Genomic DNA, 17050 nt, shown 5'->3' with positions numbered 1-17050 from the left:
TTGCGCCGATGAATTCCGGTGCGGACCACGCTGGCCTGGAGCCGGGCGACGATGTGTTGATGCAGGCCTGGGTGGCCGGCGACGTCGCTGCGTTCGAAATTCTGTACGCCCGACACCGCGGCCCCTTGTACCGCTTCCTGTTGCGCCAATTGCGTGACGCAGCGCTCGCCGACGAGTTTTTCCAGGACGTCTGGCAGCGCGTGATCGCCGCCCGTGCCGGCTGGAAGCCCGATGCCGCATTCAGCACCTGGCTGTTCCGCATCGCCCACAATCGGCTCAACGACTATTGGCGCGGACTGCGGCATCGGCCTGCCGCGCCGACGGATGCCGACGAGCGCGCCGCGCGCGTGCCCGACCCGACCACCCCGGAGCGCGAGCTGTCCGAGTTCGAGCAGCGCCGCCGCCTGCAACTGGCCATCGAGGAACTGCCCGAAGAACAGCGCGTGGTGGTGCAGCTTCGACTCGAACAGGAGCTGAGCCTGGAAGAGATCGGCGACATCACCGGCGCCGGTCGCGAAACCGTCAAATCGCGGCTGCGCTACGCGATGGACAAGCTCCGCGCGAGGCTCAACGAATGAACCGCCACCCCACCGAACCGCTGACGCCCGAAGAGCGCGCGCTGGCCGACCGCCTGACGCGGTTGGGTCCGCACGACGGGCCGCCGCCCGCGCTCGACGCCCGGATCCTGGCCGCCGCACACGCTGCGGTGGCCGCTCCGGCGCGTCCGCGGCGCCGGCGCTGGCTGGCATTGACCGGCATGCCGGCGGGCGGCCTGATCACTGGCGTCGGCATGGCGGCCACCCTGGTGCTGGCACTGGGCGTGGTCTGGCAGATGCGGCCGATGGAGCGGGTGGACAGTACGGCCGCCGAGGGTCCGACGGCGGAGGACGACGGCTTCATCGTCGTCGAGCCGATCGCCAGGCCAGATCGCGACCTGACCGTACCGGCGCCGCCACCACCGCCGGGCGAGCCGCCCGCCACACTGCCGCCGACCGCGATGCAGCAGGCCCCGGGCGCAGCGGCCAACGCACCGATGGGCGCGCAACGGCAGGAAGGCGTCGACGGATCCGTCGCGGCCGCCAGCGCGCCAGCACAACCGGCGCCGGTCGTCGCAAGCGAACCCGAGGCCGACGCCGCGGCAGCTGCCGCCGACACATTCGCCAGCGACGCCGCCGCTGCCCCGGCGATGGCCGAAGCCGCCGCCCCGGCCGCGCCCCCGGCGCCGGCCGCGGAACAGCGACAGCGCGCCACCTACACCAACTCCGCGCGGGCCACCGCGGCCCAGCGCGCGCGCGAGGAAGCGCCCGTCGCGCGCAAGGCCGCTGCCGCGCCCGTGGCAGCCGGTGTGCCCAGCCCCGAGGGTTACCGTGACCGCGCGGCCGCCGACGCCCTGGACCGCGTCGAAGTCACCGGCAGCCGGGTCAAGCGTGCCGACCTGGATGCGGACAAAACGTCCCATGCCGCGCAACTTGCCGCGGACGCCACGCTCGACCCGGCCGACTGGCTGCAGCGCATCCGCGACCATCGCTCGCACGGGGACATCGACCTCGCCCGGGCCAGCCTCGCGCGCTTCCGCAGCACGCACCCCAGGGTGCGCGTGCCCGACGACCTGCGCGCGCTGGAACGCTGAAGGTGCCATCTGGCTTCGCACCCGCGGGCGTATTGCCGGCCGCATCGGGCCGGCTCGCCGCGCGATGCGACCGGGCGCGGGCCGTGACGTGAGCCTGGACACCCTGGCCCGCCGCGCCACACACGCGCTGGAGGTCAAGCACAGCCGCTTCCTCGCACTGGCCGCGCCGGTGGCCTCCGCCGAGGCCGCACTCGCGTTCCTGGCCGAGGTGGGTGACCCGGCGGCGACCCACAACTGCTGGGCCTACCGCATCGGCGGGCAATACCGTTCCAGCGACGACGGCGAACCGGCAGGCACCGCCGGCCGCCCGATCCTGGCCGCGATCGACGGCCAGGGCTACGACCGCGTGGTGGTGGTGGTCACGCGCTGGTACGGCGGCATCAACCTCGGCGCGGGCGGGCTGGTGCGCGCCTACGGCGGTTGCGCCGCCGAGTGCCTGCGCCTGGCCGAACGCGAACGGCTGGTCGCATACGCGGGCCTGCGCCTGGCCTATCCGTTCGAGCACACCGGCGCGGTGCATGCCGCGCTGGCGCAGCACGGCGCCGAGAAACTCGACGAATCCTTCGACGCCGGCGGCGCGCAATTGCGCATCCGCGTGCCCGCGCACGCCGTCGAACCCTTGAAACTGCAGCTTCGCGACGCCACCCGTGACAGGGTCCGCACCGCCGCGGCCGACACCCCCGACGAGATCGAATGACCGACGCCACCACTCTCAAGGCGCCCATCGGCAGCCTGCGCACTTTGTGGCCGTTCGTGCGCCGGCACATGACGCTGTTCGTGGCCTGGCTGGTGGCGCTGGCCTGCTCGAGCGCCGCCACGCTGACCTTGCCCTCGGCAGGACGCCGCATGATCGACGAAGGCTTCGCTGCCGGCAGCGGCGCGGCCATCGACCAGTCCTTCCTGTTCCTGTTTGGCGTCGCCTTGGCTCTCGCCTTCGCTACAGCTGCGCGCTTCTTCTTCGTCTCGCTGCTGGGCGAACGCGTGGTCGCCGACCTGCGCGAACGCCTCTACGCGCACCTGATCGGCCTGGACGCCGGTTTCCACGACCGCAATCGCAGCGGCGAGTTGGTCTCGCGCCTGACCGCCGACGCCGAACTGCTGCGCAGCGTGGTCGGCTCGGGCATGTCGGTGGCCCTGCGCAGCTCGATCACCGTGATCGGCTCGATCGTCATGATGTTCGTCACCAGTCCGCGCCTGGCGGTGTTCGCGTTGGTGGGCATTCCGCTGACAGTGCTGCCGATCGTCATCGGCGGGCGTCGCCTGCGCAAGATTTCCCGCGCCAGCCAGGACAGCGTGGCCGACGCAAACGCCCTGGCCTCGGAAACGTTGGGGGCGGTACGCACGGTCCAGGCGCACGCGCGCGAGCCTTACGAGCGCGGACGCTTCGGCGCGGCGCTGGAGACCGCCGTGCGCACGGCGCGCAAGCGTATCGGTGCACAGGCGATCGTGACCGCCGTGGCCATCACCTTGGTGTTCGGAGCAATCACCGCGGTGCTGTGGTCGGGCGCGCACTCGGTGGTGTCCGGCGCGATGAAGCCGGGTGTGTTGTTCGAATTCCTGTTCTATTCGCTGATCGGTGGCGGCTCGATCGCCGCACTGGCCGAAGTCTGGAACGAACTGCAGCGCGCCGCTGGCGGCATGGGCCGGATCAGCGAACTGCTGCAGGAAGCCCCGACCGTCGCGCCGCCGGCCCAGCCGACCGCGCTGCCACACCCGGTGCGTGGCGAGATCGCGATGGACAACGTGACCTTCCATTACCCGCAGCGCCCCGACCTGCCCGCGCTCGAACACTTCACCCTGCGCGTGCATCCGGGTGAGACGGTCGCCCTGGTCGGCCCGTCCGGCGCCGGCAAGAGCACGGTGTTCTCGCTGCTGCTGCGCTTCCACGACCCCGAGCACGGCTCGCTGGCAGTCGACGGCATCAACCTGCGCGCGCTCGATCCGGCGCAACTGCGCGAAGCCATCGCGCTGGTGCCGCAGCAACCCACCATTTTCGCCAGCAGCGCGCGCGACAACATCCGCTACGGCCGGCTCGATGCCAGCGATGCGGACGTCGACGCGGCCGTCACCGCCGCACACGCGGCCGATTTCATCAGCGCGTTGCCGCAAAAGCTCGACACCGAGCTGGGCGAGCGCGGTGCGCGCCTGTCGGGCGGCCAGCAGCAGCGCATCGCGATCGCGCGCGCGCTGCTGAAGGACGCACCAATCCTTCTGCTGGACGAGGCCACCAGCGCGCTCGACGCGCAAAGCGAACGCGCGGTGCAGCAGGCGCTGGAAACGCTGATGGAGGGTCGCACCACGATCGTGATAGCGCACCGCCTCGCCACCGTGCTCAAGGCCGATCGCATCGTGGTCATGGACCACGGCCGCATCGTCGCCGAGGGCAGTCACGCGGCGTTGATCGCCCAGGGCGGCCTGTACGCCGAACTGGCCAAGCTGCAGTTCCTGGACTGAGCACCCGCGCTCGTCCGCTTGAACACGCCACCGCCACGGATGTCCGGGCGGTCATCGCATCCACCCGACCGGGGCACGCGCACGACGCCGCCCGACCTGGACACACGCCATGCAGGACCCTCTCGACTTCGGTACGCTGCGCCTGGCCACCCGCGACGAAATCGTCCGCACGCTCGGCATTGCCCGCCAGCGCCACCCCGACGACCGCATCGCCGGCTACGCGCTGGTCACCGACGACGCCGTGGCGACGATCTCCTACGTGTTCTGCCTGCAGTCGCAGTTGGCCGGCGATGACGACCCGCTGCGCTTCGATGCCGGTTCGTGGCAGCTGGGCGGCGAGGCGGGCAGCTTCGCTTCCACCTGGCAGTGGCTGGCAATCCGCAAGGCCGGTGAACGGCAAGGCGATCGCCGGCAGAACTGGGATCGCTCGTTCGACGCCCTGGTGCAGGCACTGCACGAAGTGAAAGCGGCCGGGTTGGTCGACGACCGGGTGTTCCTGAGCGTCCACAACCACGAGGCCTGCGCGCACATGCAATGGAAAGAGCACGACGCCATCGCGCGCCTCAACGCCCCGCACCTGCTGCAGTGCCACCCCCGCTTCGTCGACGCCCTGCTCAATGGGCTGGAATAGCTAGCCAGGCCTTGAACTCGAGCAGGACGCCAGTTCGCAGGGCTGCTTCCCTGGTTACGCCTGACCGGTAACAGCCAGCTTCGCGACTTCCTCTGCACTCAGTGCCCGACCGCCGGTCGCAGCGATGATTTCCGGCGGGAACTGCGGCAGCTTGGTGCGATCGAGGTCGCGTAAGCACTCGCCGGGAAGTATCGACGGGTCGTCTTCTTCCCTGTAGTTGCGATCAGCTTTGCACTTCGACGCTGCCCTTGCTGCGCGGGCAGTCCTGGTCGATCGCGCCGTGCAGGAGATGCGCGTCAGGCGCCACGGGAGCGAGCGTCGATTTCCGGCGGCCAGCTCGGCTCGGGCGCCACGCGCATCACGATGTAGTGGCACAGCCCGAACGGCAGCAGGATCCAGAACAAAGGGGTGGTGATGGCGGCGATAAACCAGCCGATGGCGGGGAGGTCGCGGCGGAAGGCGCGGCCTTCCTCGGTCGGGTCGAACCACGGCATGTAGAAAAACAGGCTGTGCCAGAAGTTGGCGCCCGGCTTTTTCACGGGATATTCGGGCAGGCCGACTCGGCCGTGCTCCATGAAATGCCGGCAATAGGCCCAGGTGGCGCGCAGGCCCGCCGTGGTGACGACGTTGCCCTTCAGTTGGATGCGATCCACCACTTCGGTGGTGCCGGGCTTGCAGCTGACCAGGAACAACGCATAGCGCACGATATAGGCCTTGCCGCTGAAACCCGCCTGCCTTGTCAGTTCCGCGTGGACCGTATCCCAGTCAAATTCCTTGATGGTTGCCGGCCAGCGGCCGAAGGGATTCCACGTGTGCCAATGGTGATACACGAACACCTTGCCAATCCGCCGATTGAAGCGCACTGGCATACCCAACGATATAGCTGAATCAATACGAATCAACAAGAAGTTGAAAACCATCAGCGCCACCACAGCGGCCATCAGAAGTAGGGTAAAGATTGCATCCTGATCGAAGTCCCTAGAAAAATCCGACGAAAATATCGACATAAGACTCAATGCGCCGAGCATCCCAACGACGCCGAATGCCAGCAAGACACCGCGCAGGAGACTAGACGCGCGCGACAGTTCCAGCGACACGTCATCGATGGAAAGGAAATCGTCACGGATGTCGGGCGCATCCATCTCGGACGCATCGCGCTCTGGGAGATCCTCATGCCAGTGCAGGTCTTGTGGCTGGAAACGCGACCGATCGCTTGTCATTCCCTCAATCCTTGTCCTTCAAGGTCAGCGTTGCCAGCGCATCCTTGTCACTATAGTCGGGCCAGTAATCCACCTTCAGCCGGGCCGTCTGGAATTTCTCTCGCTGCACGTCGAAGCTGCCCTTGATCGACCAGAGGCCGCCTTCGCCCTGGCTTAGCTGGCCGCCTTCGAAGTTGCGGAACCAGTCCTCCGGCTTGTCGCGGGAGAACCAGTCGGATACTCCGCGACTGGGCGATGCGGAGACATAGTGCTGCGCGGGCGGCAGTCCCAGCCTGCCACCGTGCGCGGTGATCTCCCCACGGCGCTCGTGAACTGCGTACAGCCGCCACTCCAACGCCGACCGACCCGGGGAATAGCTGCCCAAGGTGATATCGAAAGTAATGGTTTCGTACCCCGTTACGCGCTCCTCAAGGCCCAACCAGGCGTCGCTGAAGCCCATCTGTGCCGAGAGCCCGACCAGGATCGCGTTCAATTCCGCGAGTTCCTCGAAGCGCATCTCATCGGACCATTTGCCCTCGCTGCGCTTGCCGTATCCGAAACAACAACGGTCGAGCCAGATCTCGGCTTGTGTGTCTTCGGCATTGATCGCCGCCCAGGTTGCGATCACGCCGATCGCTACGAGGGCAAGCGCGATACCAAGCGGACCTAACAGGGATGACATACCAACGTATGCCGCGAAACCACCGAATCCTGCAGCGAAGAAGTAGGCTGCCGCAGCAAGGCCATACCACCTCTTGGCGTCATCATCGCCTCTTTCGCGGGCCCGCAGTAGCGCGAAGATTGACTGTACTGAATCAACTACCGAAGCAACCGCTGCGACTGTAGCGCCCACCCTAACGACGGCCTTACCCGTCGCTTCCAGTGCGCTTCTACCAAGCAGTGCGCCGCTTTTCTCCATGGCGGCACCCACCAACTCAACCGTACCGCCGACCACGCCGATGCCGGCGGAGGTCAGTGCAAGCTGCGCCTCGGTGGCACGCGGCCCCAGCTTCTCGTCCAGGTCCTTCATGGAGTTCTTGAACGCCCAGCCCTGCATGAACACCGCGCCCGCGGCAAGGATCACGCTGCCGCTTCCGGCCACGCGCAACGACTTGCCGGCCACGTCTCGGCTGAAACCCAGCAGGCGCCCTGCTGGCACGGTGATCCCGGCGCGCAGGCTGGCCAGGTTTCTCGCCGCTTGTTCGCTCAACAACATCGCGCCCAACTGCGCATTGCGCAGTGCGTTGTTGGTCGCGTGGATCACGCCGCCGGCCTGGCGTTCACGCTCAAGGAACTCCTGTCGGGCTCGGCGCACGTCATCGCGCACACCCTGGCCGTCAACTGCGCCCCAGGCCTTGCCGATGTCGTTCCGCAAAGCGGCAACCTGGCGCTGCACCTCTGCCGCTTTTTCGAACGACCAGATCGTGGCGTTGATGACGAAATCGCGGATCTTGGGGTCGTCGATATCCAGAAGACCGGCAACGGCCAGTGAACGCACCCTGCGTCCGGCCGAATCCAGCACCTCCTTCGCTGCGGCGCTGGCTTTCCCTAGCCCCTTGAAGGCTTGTCGCGCCAGCATGCGCTGGTACTCGCCCACAGTGAGTTGGACGCGCAGCACCGTGGTCTCGACACCCTCGTAAAGCAGCATGGCACCCTGCTGGGCACGCAGAACGATGTCAAAGACGCGCTGGTTGATGGCCTCGCCTGCAGCGAGCATTCGCGATTCGACCTCGCTCGCTGCACCGGCCAATGCCAGAAGCGTGTCGGCGACAGCCGCTTTCGCAGGCGCTGCAACGTGCTGTTTGAATTGATCGCTGTCTGCTAGTCCCTTGATGACGTCGTAGAGATCGTCGGCCTTGTTTTCGCCGTTGGTCGGATCAAGGAACTGCAACGCCCTCGGGGCATTGCCAAACAGGACTTTGTAGACCGGGTTGTCCTTTGCATCCGGCTTTGCGGCAAGCCATGTCTTCCAACGCTCATAGCTTGGCGTTCCGATCACGCCACCAGCCAGGCAAGGCGCGCAGTCGCGGACCAGTTGCACGCGATGCTCGGCACCGGCGTTGTCGTAGTCAGCGATCCAGGCCGTCCACTGCGGCGTCTTGGCAAGCTCGGCCCAATCGTGGTCGCAGTACTCGATGGTCTTGGCGAAGGAGTCCATCGCACTGTTGAAGCGGTCCTCGAATGCCTTGCGCGCCCCCTCGTCATAACGCTTTGCCAAACGGGACCATGCATTGGTCGCGTCGGTGCGCGCTCGCTCGGCGCGAGTGGTTGTGATTTCCAGTTGCTGACTCATGCGGGGCAGGTCGTCCGGAAGGAAGATTCGCTCGGTCTGTACGTCCGGCTTGCCTTCTTTGATTTCCTGCGCTGTTCGCGCGCTCAGCGTGCTGGTCTCGATGACCTTCTTCAGGCCCATGATGGATTGCGAGACCGTCAGGCGACGCATCTCGACCTCGCATGTCTTCTGCCGCGCCTCAACAAAATGCAGGCGGGTGGCATTGGCTTCCTGCACGGCCCCCATTGCGTCGTGCAAGACGATGGCAGCCGCCGTGTGGCCGGCGCCTCGCGTGTCGCGATAGCACTGGACGTACTGCTCCATCGCTTGCGCCTGTGCCGGACGGCCACCATGGCCGTGCGCGCTCGTCCAAGTCATAAGGTCGGACTGTCCGCTCATCGCTTGCCGAGCGTTGTAATGCCGCTCGGCAAGGCACGCGATGTCGGTTGCGGCGTATTCGTCAACGAGTCCCGTGAGTTTGGTTGCCGCTCCGTCGAGGTCAAAGGCGTCCGGCTGTGTATCCGGCGTGGTTTCCAGTGCCTTGCAATCGAAGCGCTGCATCCGCTCGGCGGGTCTTCTTTCGTACTTCTCACGCACGGCCTTGGTCCAACGCGCGCTGCTGAAGCCAATCCAGACTACCGGCGTGGCCTTGACATACTTGATGTGGATGAAGCTGGCTGGGATGTTGTCGCCAGAGCGCGTGCAGGATGTCGACATCTCCTGCCCTACCTTGCGATCGATGTCGTCGGGGTCCGGCAAAAGGCGCAGGTTGCCCTGCTCGGTCACGGCGTACACCTGCCACAGCCCGGGCTTGTTCAGATAGACGTAGACAAAGCCTTCGCGCAGGGTCCGCAACGTGTACCGATGCATGTCCATCGCCGGCATCTGGCCCAAGCCACTGGCCTTGCCAAGCAACGCTTGCAGAGAGGCCTGCCCTCGCCGCTTGTTCAAATAGGAAGGGACAACGGCGTAACGCAGAGGCAACAACGGCAAACCCTGGCGAGAGCAGAACGGGCAGCCCGCCGCCGCCCCAGCTGCTACCACCGCCGCGGCAGATGCGTTGCTTGAAAGTGCCGCCGAGCCGCCGGCGCTGCCCTGACCGGTCTTCTGGGAATCCATCGAAGTCATTCCATTGAAATCGCAATTGAGGATCTGTGCGAGTAAGCCGCGATGTCGCTCAGCATCGGCTCCGAAAGCCGCGCAAGCCCTTCACGAAGTGATGCCGCTCCCTGCACAACCGCTTCGATACAGTACTGGGCCGCGGGATGCAGATGCCAACCTGGTGAAACGGTGAGGCAGTTCAGTGCGTAGAGCACGCGATCTTCCACATCGTGCATACCCGCCGATTCGGCCAGTTGCAGCGCTGCATCGACCTTCTTTTCCGCGTCGACTGGTATCGCATGACCGGCCTTGGATAAAGCCAGGACCACCTTGCGCGCCAGAGGGACGCGCGCCTGGGATCGCGCGTGCTGTGGACCAAGGATTTGGGCACTCAGCTCCTGGGGCTCCACCCCACCTCCCGGAACGACTTCACGCAGCACTCCCGCGCTGTCTACGAAGAACCATGCCGCGATGCCGCGCAGCCAACCGTCGATGCACGCTGGCGTTTCCATCTCAATCGCCAGCGCCAGTCGGTACGGCTCAAACCATGGAAAGACGCGACGCTGCCTTTTGATGGGATCAAGAACGACCGTGGCACGGGCCAGGTGCCTGGCCAGTTGATCCGCCGTCATCGACGACACCAGCCATCCGCACACATATGCGCCGTTGATGCTGGCGCACCGCTCCAGGGCGGTAGCGACTGTCTGTTGGATCAGCGCGTCGTCGACATAGCCGCGGCTCTCTGCGCTGCGCAGTTGCAGCAGAAGGGGGCAAATCGCCGGGTCATGGGCAAAGTCCTTGCGCCGAACCGTTGTCATCGTCGATCTCACCTTCCGGACGGCAAGACGCGACGGATGCAGTGGATCGAACTGGGCTACCGGATGGTTCGTATCCAGCAAGGCCCACACCTGCATTCCCTCCGCAGCATCAACCTGCTCGAACATGCGCTCCTGCAAACGGCTGGCCAGTTGGCGCACCACTTCGGGAAGATCGTCGAGCCGAGAGTTCATTGCTTCCACTCGCATTCCGCCAGCGGTCCGCTCGGCAACGCGTCCTTTTCGACGCTCGCGCTCTTCGGCCCGGTCCATTCCTTCTTGCTGGCCTTGAACTCGATGGTGCCCGGCGCGCCCAGTTCGATGTTGCCGCCCTCGAGTTTCAGGTAGGCGCCGGCCGCGGTGACCAGCACGTGTTTGCTGGGGGCGGCGATGCTGACGTCGGCCTCGGTGCTGGACAGGGTGACGTTGAGCTGCGCGGCAACGCGGGCGATTTCCTTGTGCGCGCGGGCGCTGACCGCGCCTTGTGCCGCGTGCAGGGCGATGCCGCGCTCCTGGTTGGGCTTGCCCGCCGGCGCTTGCCCGCCTTGGGTGAACAGCACGATGCCGCCGGCCGCCGCGTGCACCGTCTCGCCCTGGCTCAGCCACTGCAGGTCGCCGTCGGCGGCCAGCAGGGTCTGTGTGCCCGATACCCACACCTGGTCGGCCGGGGTCACGCTGACCAGACCGGCCGGGCTGCTGGCAACGATGGCCGAGCTGGACCAGCCGGGCACCTCGCCGTCGCCACCGCCGATGCCGTCGCCGGGGGCGCTGCCGCTCTGCGTGGCCTTGAGGGTTTCGGCCGTGGTCGCCAGGGTGGTCTGCACCGGCAGGTCGCCGCTGTCGTCGGGGAGCCCCGCGGTCTGCGCGCTGGCCGCACCGGCCAGCGACTGCACCAGCTGCGTCGACTTGCCCAGCTGCGATTGCGCGCCGCTGGCGGCCATCTGCTCGCGGCCGGGCTCGGTGCTGATCAACAGTCCGGCACCGGCGCGCAGCGCACCGCTCGCCCGCGTTGCCAGTTCGGCACCGAAGCCGCGCTCGGCCCCGCGCAGGTTGTCTTCGCCGCCCTTGAGGTGGCCCAGGTTGAGTTCGCTGTCGTGCTGGGTGGTGGTGGCCTGGGCGCGGCCCTGGCCGGGCGTGTCGTCCAGGCGCAACTGCTGGTAGCCGCCGCTGCCGCCCTGGCTGTCGGCCAGCGCCTGGCTCTTGAAGCCGGTGAACACCGGCGCGTGCGCGTTGCCGTCGAACCACGCGGCCGCATTGCCGGTGGCACCGGCAGCACCGCCGGCCACCCGGTTGTGCGCGGCGTCGGCCTGGCCGCGACCGTTGTAGACCGCGCCGATCACCACCGGCCGGTCGATGTCGCCTTCCAGGAACGCGACCAGCACTTCCTGGCCCTTGCGCGGCAGCAGCACGCCGCCCCAGTTGTCACCGGCCCACGGCGTGGCCACGCGGACCCAGGTCCAGGCCGCGTCGTTGCCCGGCGCGTTGTCGTCGCCGGCCGGGTGCGATTGGCGGTTGCTGGCGTCGCCGCCGCGCTGCCAGGCGAACTGCACCTTGAGGCGGTGATCGCGATCGGTCTGCAACGGCGCGCCGTCGCTGACCACGATCGCGGTCTGGGTGCCGTGCACGGTCGGCTTGGGGTGCCGACGCAGGCCGTGGCCGTCGACGGTCTGCGGCCGGTACGGCACCGCCGCGGGCAGTGCGTCGAAGGCGTTGCGGTAGAAGTCGGTGGCGGTGTCGTCGTCGGTCCCGTCCGACAGGCCGTCGTCGGCCGGCGCCGCGCCGCCGAACGCCTCGCCCAGCGGCAGCGCCGGCAACCCGACCAGGCCCAGTTGCGCCTCGACCTGCTCGAACACCTCCGCGCCGAGGTTGTTGCGTGCGCGGTGTTGCACGCGCAGGCAGTGGAACGCCGCGCCCTCGTGGTGGGGATGCTGGCGCAGCACGAAGCGCGCGCCGGGCGCGAGCACGCGCCAGCTGCCGCCACCGTGAACGCTGTCGGCGGCGACCTGCAGCGCTTCGAGCTGCTGGCGCGCGTAACGCGCGCCGGTGGCCGCGTCGGGCCAGGCGTACGGGCCGGCGGTGTCGACGTCGGCAATGGCCACGCCGCCGTGTTGGGTGCCCTCGGCTTCGCTCGGACGCAGGCCGCGGCTGCGGTAGTCCCAGCTGGCGCGTTGCAGACGCGTGGTCTGCCAGCGCCGCGTGGACGACCAGTGCTGGATGCTGTCGCTGCGCTCGGTGGCATCGCTGCGGTGGAAACGCACCGCACCGGCATCGACGAACGCGTCGTTGTGGTCGGCCAGCACCAGGGTGTGCGCGCCCAGGCTCTCGCCGCCGGTGTCGCCGCGGTGCTCGAACCAGTAGCCGATGCCCTCCTCGGCCAGCACGCGCTCGACGAACGCCAGGTCGCTCTCCTGGTACTGCGTGGTCAGGCTGCGCTTGCGGTACACCGACTGGTCGGCCAGCTCCCAGCGCCAGGCCGGCGCCAGCTTGCCGGCATCGGCGTAGTCGGCAAACACCGACTCGACGATCTCGACCACCGTCATGTCCTGGAACACGTAGCTGTCGATGCGCTGGCGGGCGAACGCGAGCCACGGCTCCAGCACCAGCCGGTAGCGCGCCAGGCCGCCGTTGCTGCCAAGCCGCTCGAAACGGGTGACGTGCGCGTGGAACGGCCGCAGCTGCGTGCGCGACGCGTCGGTCAGCAGCTCCAGCAGCACCGGCTGGCCCAGCAGCTGCGCCAGGTCGATGTGGGCATCGACCGACAGCGCCGTCAGCTCGAGGCGGAAGCCGGCCTCGACATGCGCTCCGGGCGACAGCGACTCGACGCCATCCAGCGTCTCGGCGACCAGCACGTCCGGGCCGAGTGCGCTGTGGAATCGAAGCAGTCGATCAACGTGTTTCGATCCGCCGACCATTGCGGTCAGCAGGTGAGTCATCGCATCCATGCGTTAACACTCCTGGTTCCGCGGGGAACCCGGGAACGAGGATATCGACGCTTCGCAATTAATCAGTAGGCGCGCGGCCCGTCGTTTGGTCAGACTTTCCCTAACGATGGCATGTATCCCGCGCACCGCGACGATCCAGGCCACCCTGCCCACCGGTCGAGAACGACGGCGAGACCTCGCTGCTGTACGGCGGGCGCCTGAGCCACGTGGTCAACAAACGCCACGAGTCGGGCGCGTTCCGCGTGCAGACGCAGTTCGGCGGCGTCTACACGCGCTGGACACGCCCCCCCTGCCAGCGCGCTGGCACTGGGCGAACAAACCCTGGCGGCCATCGAGACGCCGCTGCCGCACGCACGCACGCATCGACATCGTGCCTGACGTCGATGGCCGCTGGCATTGATTGGAGCCCGATCCCATCGAGCACGATTTACTTCTCGATGCGGATGCACAGGCAGGCGCAGGGTGCGCGGCGCGTGAGTTGCTCGACGCGGTGACGGGCTCGACCGACATCGCGATGGCCAACGTGGTCGGCTAGCTGGCGCGCAAGTCGCCACGGGTACAGCCGGGCAAACCGGCGGCGCTGAACCTCCTACGCCGGCAACGCGCGCTCGATCCACGCCGCGTCCGCCAGCCCCGCTGCCAAGGTGCCGAAAGTCGCGCCGCGCCCGTCGGCCAGGCGACTGAGGCAGTAGGCCTCGGCCATCGGGCTGTCGGCGCGCAGCAACGCCGCCGCCTGCAGGGCCAACGCCAGCCGCTCGACCAGCACCCGCGCCTGGCCCTCCTCGGGCAACTGGCTGCCATCGAGTACCGGACGCAGCGCCGCCAACGCCTTGGCGCAGAGCGGGTGGATACCGGCAGCGAACGCCAACTCGTCGACCAGCGCCGTCGCACTGGCCGGCTCGCGCGCCAGCGCACGCAGCACGTCCAGGCACTGGATGTTGCCGCTGCCTTCCCAGATGGAGTTGAGCGGCGCCTGACGGTAGATCCGCGGCAGCATCGACTCCTCGACGTAGCCGGCGCCACCAAGGCACTCCTGGGCCTCGTTCACGAACACCGGCGAACGCTTGCAGATCCAGTACTTGCCGATCGCGGTGGCCACACGCGCGAACGCGGCAGCACCGGCATCGTGGGGCGCGGCGTCGACCGCGCGCGCCACACGCATCGACAGCACGATGGCGGCCTCGGCTTCCAGCGCCAGGTCGGCAAGCACGTTGCGCATCAGCGCGTGCGCGAGCAGCGGCTTGCCGAACGCCTGCCGGTGACGGGCGTGGTGGATCGCCTGCGCCAGCGCCATGCGCATCTGCGCCGAGGAACCGAGCATGCAGTCGAGCCGGGTGAGCATGACCATCTCGAGCACCGTCGCCACGCCGCGTCCCTCGTCGCCGATGCGCCGTGCCCAGGCGCCCGTGAACTCGACCTCGGACGACGCGTTGGACCAGTCGCCGAGCTTGTCCTTCAGGCGCATCAGCGTGAATGCATTGCGGCTGCCGTCGGGCCGCCAGCGCGGCAACAGGAAGCATCCCAGGCCACCGGGCGCCTGCGCCAGCACCAGGAAGCCATCGGACATCGGCGCCGAGAAGAACCACTTGTGGCCAACCAGTTCGTACTCGCCCTCGGTCGCCAACGGCGTGGCCACCGTGGTGTTGGCCCGCACGTCGCTGCCGCCCTGCTTCTCGGTCATGCCCATGCCCAGGGTGACGCCGGGCTTGTCGTCGATCGGCACATTGCGCGGGTCGTAGTGCGGCGCGGCGGCCTTGTCGCGCCAATGCGACAGCGCTGGCTCGCGCGCAAGCACCGGCACCGCGGCATGGGTCATCGTGAGCGGGCAACTGCTGCCCGGTTCGACCTGATGATGCAGATAGCTCAACGCCGCACGCGCGACGTGCGCGCCGGGCCGCGGCTGCGACCACGACAGACCGGCCACACCGTGTTCGATCGCCGAGCGCATGATCGCGTGGTAGTTCGGGTGGAACTCGACCACGTCGATGCGGCGTCCGTGGCGATCGTGCGTGCGCAGTCGCGGGCGGTCGCGGTGCGCATCGAACGACTGCGCGTAGATCGCGTCGCCGGCCAGTGCGCCGTAGCGTTCCAGGTGCGGTCGCCATTCGTCGGCGCCATCGCGCGCGATGGCATCGCGCAACGCCCGGTCATCGGCAAACAGGCTGCGCGGTGCGAATTCCGGCGGCTGGTTGTTCACCTGGTGCGTGGCGAACGGCGTGGTGGTCATGGGCGGGTCCCTCCTGGTCCCAGCATAGTGCCCCGCCACGCGGGGGAATCGACCCGCACGTCCTGCGATGCGAGACGACAGCGCACCGCATCACACACACGCGTCAACCGGCGACCAGGTCCCCGTGCATCGTCCTGGAGCCGTCCAGTGCCTCAAGGAACTCCGGCGCCAGGCGCAGGGTGCCGAACCAGCCGCTGCGCGTGCCGGTCAGCACGCGCAGCATCTGCCCTCGCCCGCCGGGCACACGCGACATCGGGTGGAAAACCAGATCGCGACAGGCGGCGATCCGGTCGTGCTCGGACTGGAAAAGTGGCGTCAGCCAGCGACTCCAGAAATGGTAGATGCCGACGTGCTGTTGCCTGCCGCGCTGGAACGCGTCCAGCGCCTCGGGCAACGCGGCGTGCTGGCGCAGCGCATCGCGCAGCGCCCGTGCATCGAGCAACGCCATGTTGACGCCCTGGCCCAGTTGCGGGCTCATCGCGTGCGCGGCATCGCCCAGCAGCACAGCGCGGCCACGATGCCAGTCGCGCGTCACCGCGTCGCGGTAGCGCGCCTGTGCCAGGCCGTGCGGCACCGGCGTGTTGTGGAGGCGATCGGCGGCGTCGGCCCAGACGGCGCGCACGTCGTCGCGCCATCGCGTCGGGTCGATGCCCTCGTGCTGCAGCTGGCAGGCCGGCACGCTCCAGAAGAAGCTCAATCGCGGCACCGGATCGCCGGGACGCGTGCCAACCGGCAGCATGCCGATCATGCGGCGCGCGCCGACGTAGCGCTGCTGCAACTCCCCCGGCCAGGCCCAGTCGCCCTGCTCCACCAGGCACCACTGCGCGCCCCACGGGTAGGGCCGATCGATCCGCGGTGCAGCCACCTGGCCGCGTAGGCGCGAGGCCGCGCCGTCGGCAACGATCACCAGATCGAACGGGCCGTGCCGCTGGCCGTCGGCGTCCTCGACCCATCCACGCTCCGCGTCGACCGCGACGATGCGACAACCGACGTGGACGCTGCGACCTTCGCGCCAGGCATCGTCGAGTAGCCCGAACAACGCGCCGCGCTGCAGGCCCAGCCCGAACAGGCGTCCGTCGAGTTCGCGATAGCGCATGTCCATGACCGCGCGGCCGCGGCAGGTTTCGCCGTACAGGCGTCCGACACGGGCGCCATGGGCAAGCACGTCATCGAGCAGCCCCAGCTCCCACAGCACCTCCAGCCCGATCGGCTGCAACATGAAGCCTGCGCCCACCGGGCCCGGCGCCGGTGCCTGCTCGAACACGTCCACCGAATGGCCATCGCGCCCGAGCAGCAACGCCGCGGCCTGGCCGCCGGTGCCGTAGCCTACGATCCCGATCCGCATGGGTTTGCTCATCCTCGCGACCCTTCCGTACGACGTCGCCATCGGCGGCATGAAAAAAAGGCCCCGCCGTAGCGGGGCCCCAGACCCTGGATCTTGCCGGCCCGGCAGGCCCGGACCGCCACGCAGGTGTCGACGGGTCAGGCCGCCGGTGCGACTTCGGACGCTTGCGCGCCCTTCGGGCCCTGCGTCAGCTGGTAGCTGACACGCTGGCCTTCCTGGAGGCTGCGGAAACCCTTTGCTGCGATCGCAGAGAAATGCACGAATACATCCGCGCTGCCATCCTCTGGCGAGATGAAGCCGAAGCCCTTGGCGTCGTTGAACCATTTCACGGTGCCGTACTGCATATCCTTATTGACCTCATGCTGGGTGCGGTGATGGCGCCGGCGCTTTGGGCCGCCAGACGCCGGGCGAGTATGCAAACTGAACGGGGCGTT

13 protein-coding genes are annotated in these 17050 nt (G+C 68.0%); 6 read left to right on the top strand and 7 right to left on the bottom strand.

From position 1 onward, the window contains the following. Window positions 1–8 precede the first annotated feature (8 nt). The 5 genes from EER27_RS04165 (at window position 9) to EER27_RS04145 (ending at window position 4715) form a co-directional block, all read left to right on the top strand. A complete protein-coding gene (locus tag EER27_RS04165) occupies window positions 9–578 on the top strand; it encodes an RNA polymerase sigma factor (protein WP_123086781.1) in 570 nt (189 codons plus the stop codon). Further along, window positions 575–1630, top strand: coding sequence for a hypothetical protein (locus EER27_RS04160; RefSeq protein ID WP_123086780.1), 1056 nt, complete (start codon window positions 575–577; stop codon window positions 1628–1630). The genes EER27_RS04165 and EER27_RS04160 overlap by 4 nt, the downstream gene beginning before the upstream one ends. An 88-nt stretch (window positions 1631–1718) precedes the next feature. Beyond that, the gene (locus EER27_RS04155) at window positions 1719–2327 is read left to right on the top strand and encodes an IMPACT family protein (protein WP_223807165.1); all 609 of its coding nucleotides are present in this window, start codon (window positions 1719–1721) and stop codon (window positions 2325–2327) included. After that, window positions 2324–4084 (top strand): ABC transporter transmembrane domain-containing protein, encoded by a 1761-nt coding sequence (locus EER27_RS04150; protein ID WP_123086778.1) that lies wholly within the window; start codon window positions 2324–2326, stop codon window positions 4082–4084. Before EER27_RS04155 ends, EER27_RS04150 begins: the two co-directional genes overlap by 4 nt. A 109-nt stretch (window positions 4085–4193) precedes the next feature. Further along, a complete protein-coding gene (locus EER27_RS04145; RefSeq protein ID WP_123086777.1) occupies window positions 4194–4715 on the top strand; it encodes a DUF4303 domain-containing protein in 522 nt (173 codons plus the stop codon). A gap of 296 nt (window positions 4716–5011) precedes the next feature. On the opposite strand, the gene EER27_RS16850 is transcribed toward EER27_RS04145, so the two are convergent. The 4 genes from EER27_RS16850 to EER27_RS04125 are packed head-to-tail and all read right to left on the bottom strand — an operon-like array spanning window position 5012 to window position 13044. Further along, window positions 5012–5935, bottom strand: coding sequence for a DUF6708 domain-containing protein (locus EER27_RS16850; protein WP_148040922.1), 924 nt, complete (start codon window positions 5933–5935; stop codon window positions 5012–5014). 4 nt (window positions 5936–5939) lie between these two features. After that, window positions 5940–9305 (bottom strand): T6SS effector BTH_I2691 family protein, encoded by a 3366-nt coding sequence (locus EER27_RS04135; RefSeq protein ID WP_148040921.1) that lies wholly within the window; start codon window positions 9303–9305, stop codon window positions 5940–5942. A 5-nt stretch (window positions 9306–9310) separates the two neighbouring features. Further along, complete coding sequence (locus EER27_RS04130; RefSeq protein WP_148040920.1) at window positions 9311–10306, bottom strand: DUF4123 domain-containing protein; 996 nt, start codon at window positions 10304–10306, stop codon at window positions 9311–9313. Next, window positions 10294–13044 (bottom strand): type VI secretion system Vgr family protein, encoded by a 2751-nt coding sequence (locus EER27_RS04125; protein ID WP_123086773.1) that lies wholly within the window; start codon window positions 13042–13044, stop codon window positions 10294–10296. Before EER27_RS04125 ends, EER27_RS04130 begins: the two co-directional genes overlap by 13 nt. A 400-nt stretch (window positions 13045–13444) precedes the next feature. Here EER27_RS04125 and EER27_RS17425 point away from each other — a divergent pair, with 400 nt between their 5' ends. Then, a complete protein-coding gene (locus EER27_RS17425; protein WP_263316924.1) occupies window positions 13445–13579 on the top strand; it encodes a hypothetical protein in 135 nt (44 codons plus the stop codon). Between the two features lie 54 nt (window positions 13580–13633). On the opposite strand, the gene EER27_RS04120 is transcribed toward EER27_RS17425, so the two are convergent. The 3 genes from EER27_RS04120 to EER27_RS04110 form a co-directional block, all read right to left on the bottom strand. Next, entirely contained in the window at window positions 13634–15271 is a 1638-nt protein-coding gene (locus tag EER27_RS04120; RefSeq protein WP_123086772.1) for an acyl-CoA dehydrogenase family protein, read from the bottom strand. Window positions 15272–15374: 103 nt separating this feature from the next. Further along, window positions 15375–16628 (bottom strand): FAD-dependent oxidoreductase, encoded by a 1254-nt coding sequence (locus EER27_RS04115; RefSeq protein ID WP_123086771.1) that lies wholly within the window; start codon window positions 16626–16628, stop codon window positions 15375–15377. Between the two features lie 125 nt (window positions 16629–16753). Next, entirely contained in the window at window positions 16754–16960 is a 207-nt protein-coding gene (locus EER27_RS04110) for a cold-shock protein (protein ID WP_123086770.1), read from the bottom strand. Window positions 16961–17050 lie beyond the last annotated feature (90 nt).

The sequence above is a fragment of the Montanilutibacter psychrotolerans genome (assembly GCF_003719825.1).
Taxonomy (GTDB): Bacteria; Pseudomonadota; Gammaproteobacteria; order Xanthomonadales; family Xanthomonadaceae; genus Montanilutibacter; species Montanilutibacter psychrotolerans.
The sequence above is the reverse complement of the archived record's forward strand: the minus strand, read 5'-3'. Positions and strand labels throughout refer to the sequence as shown.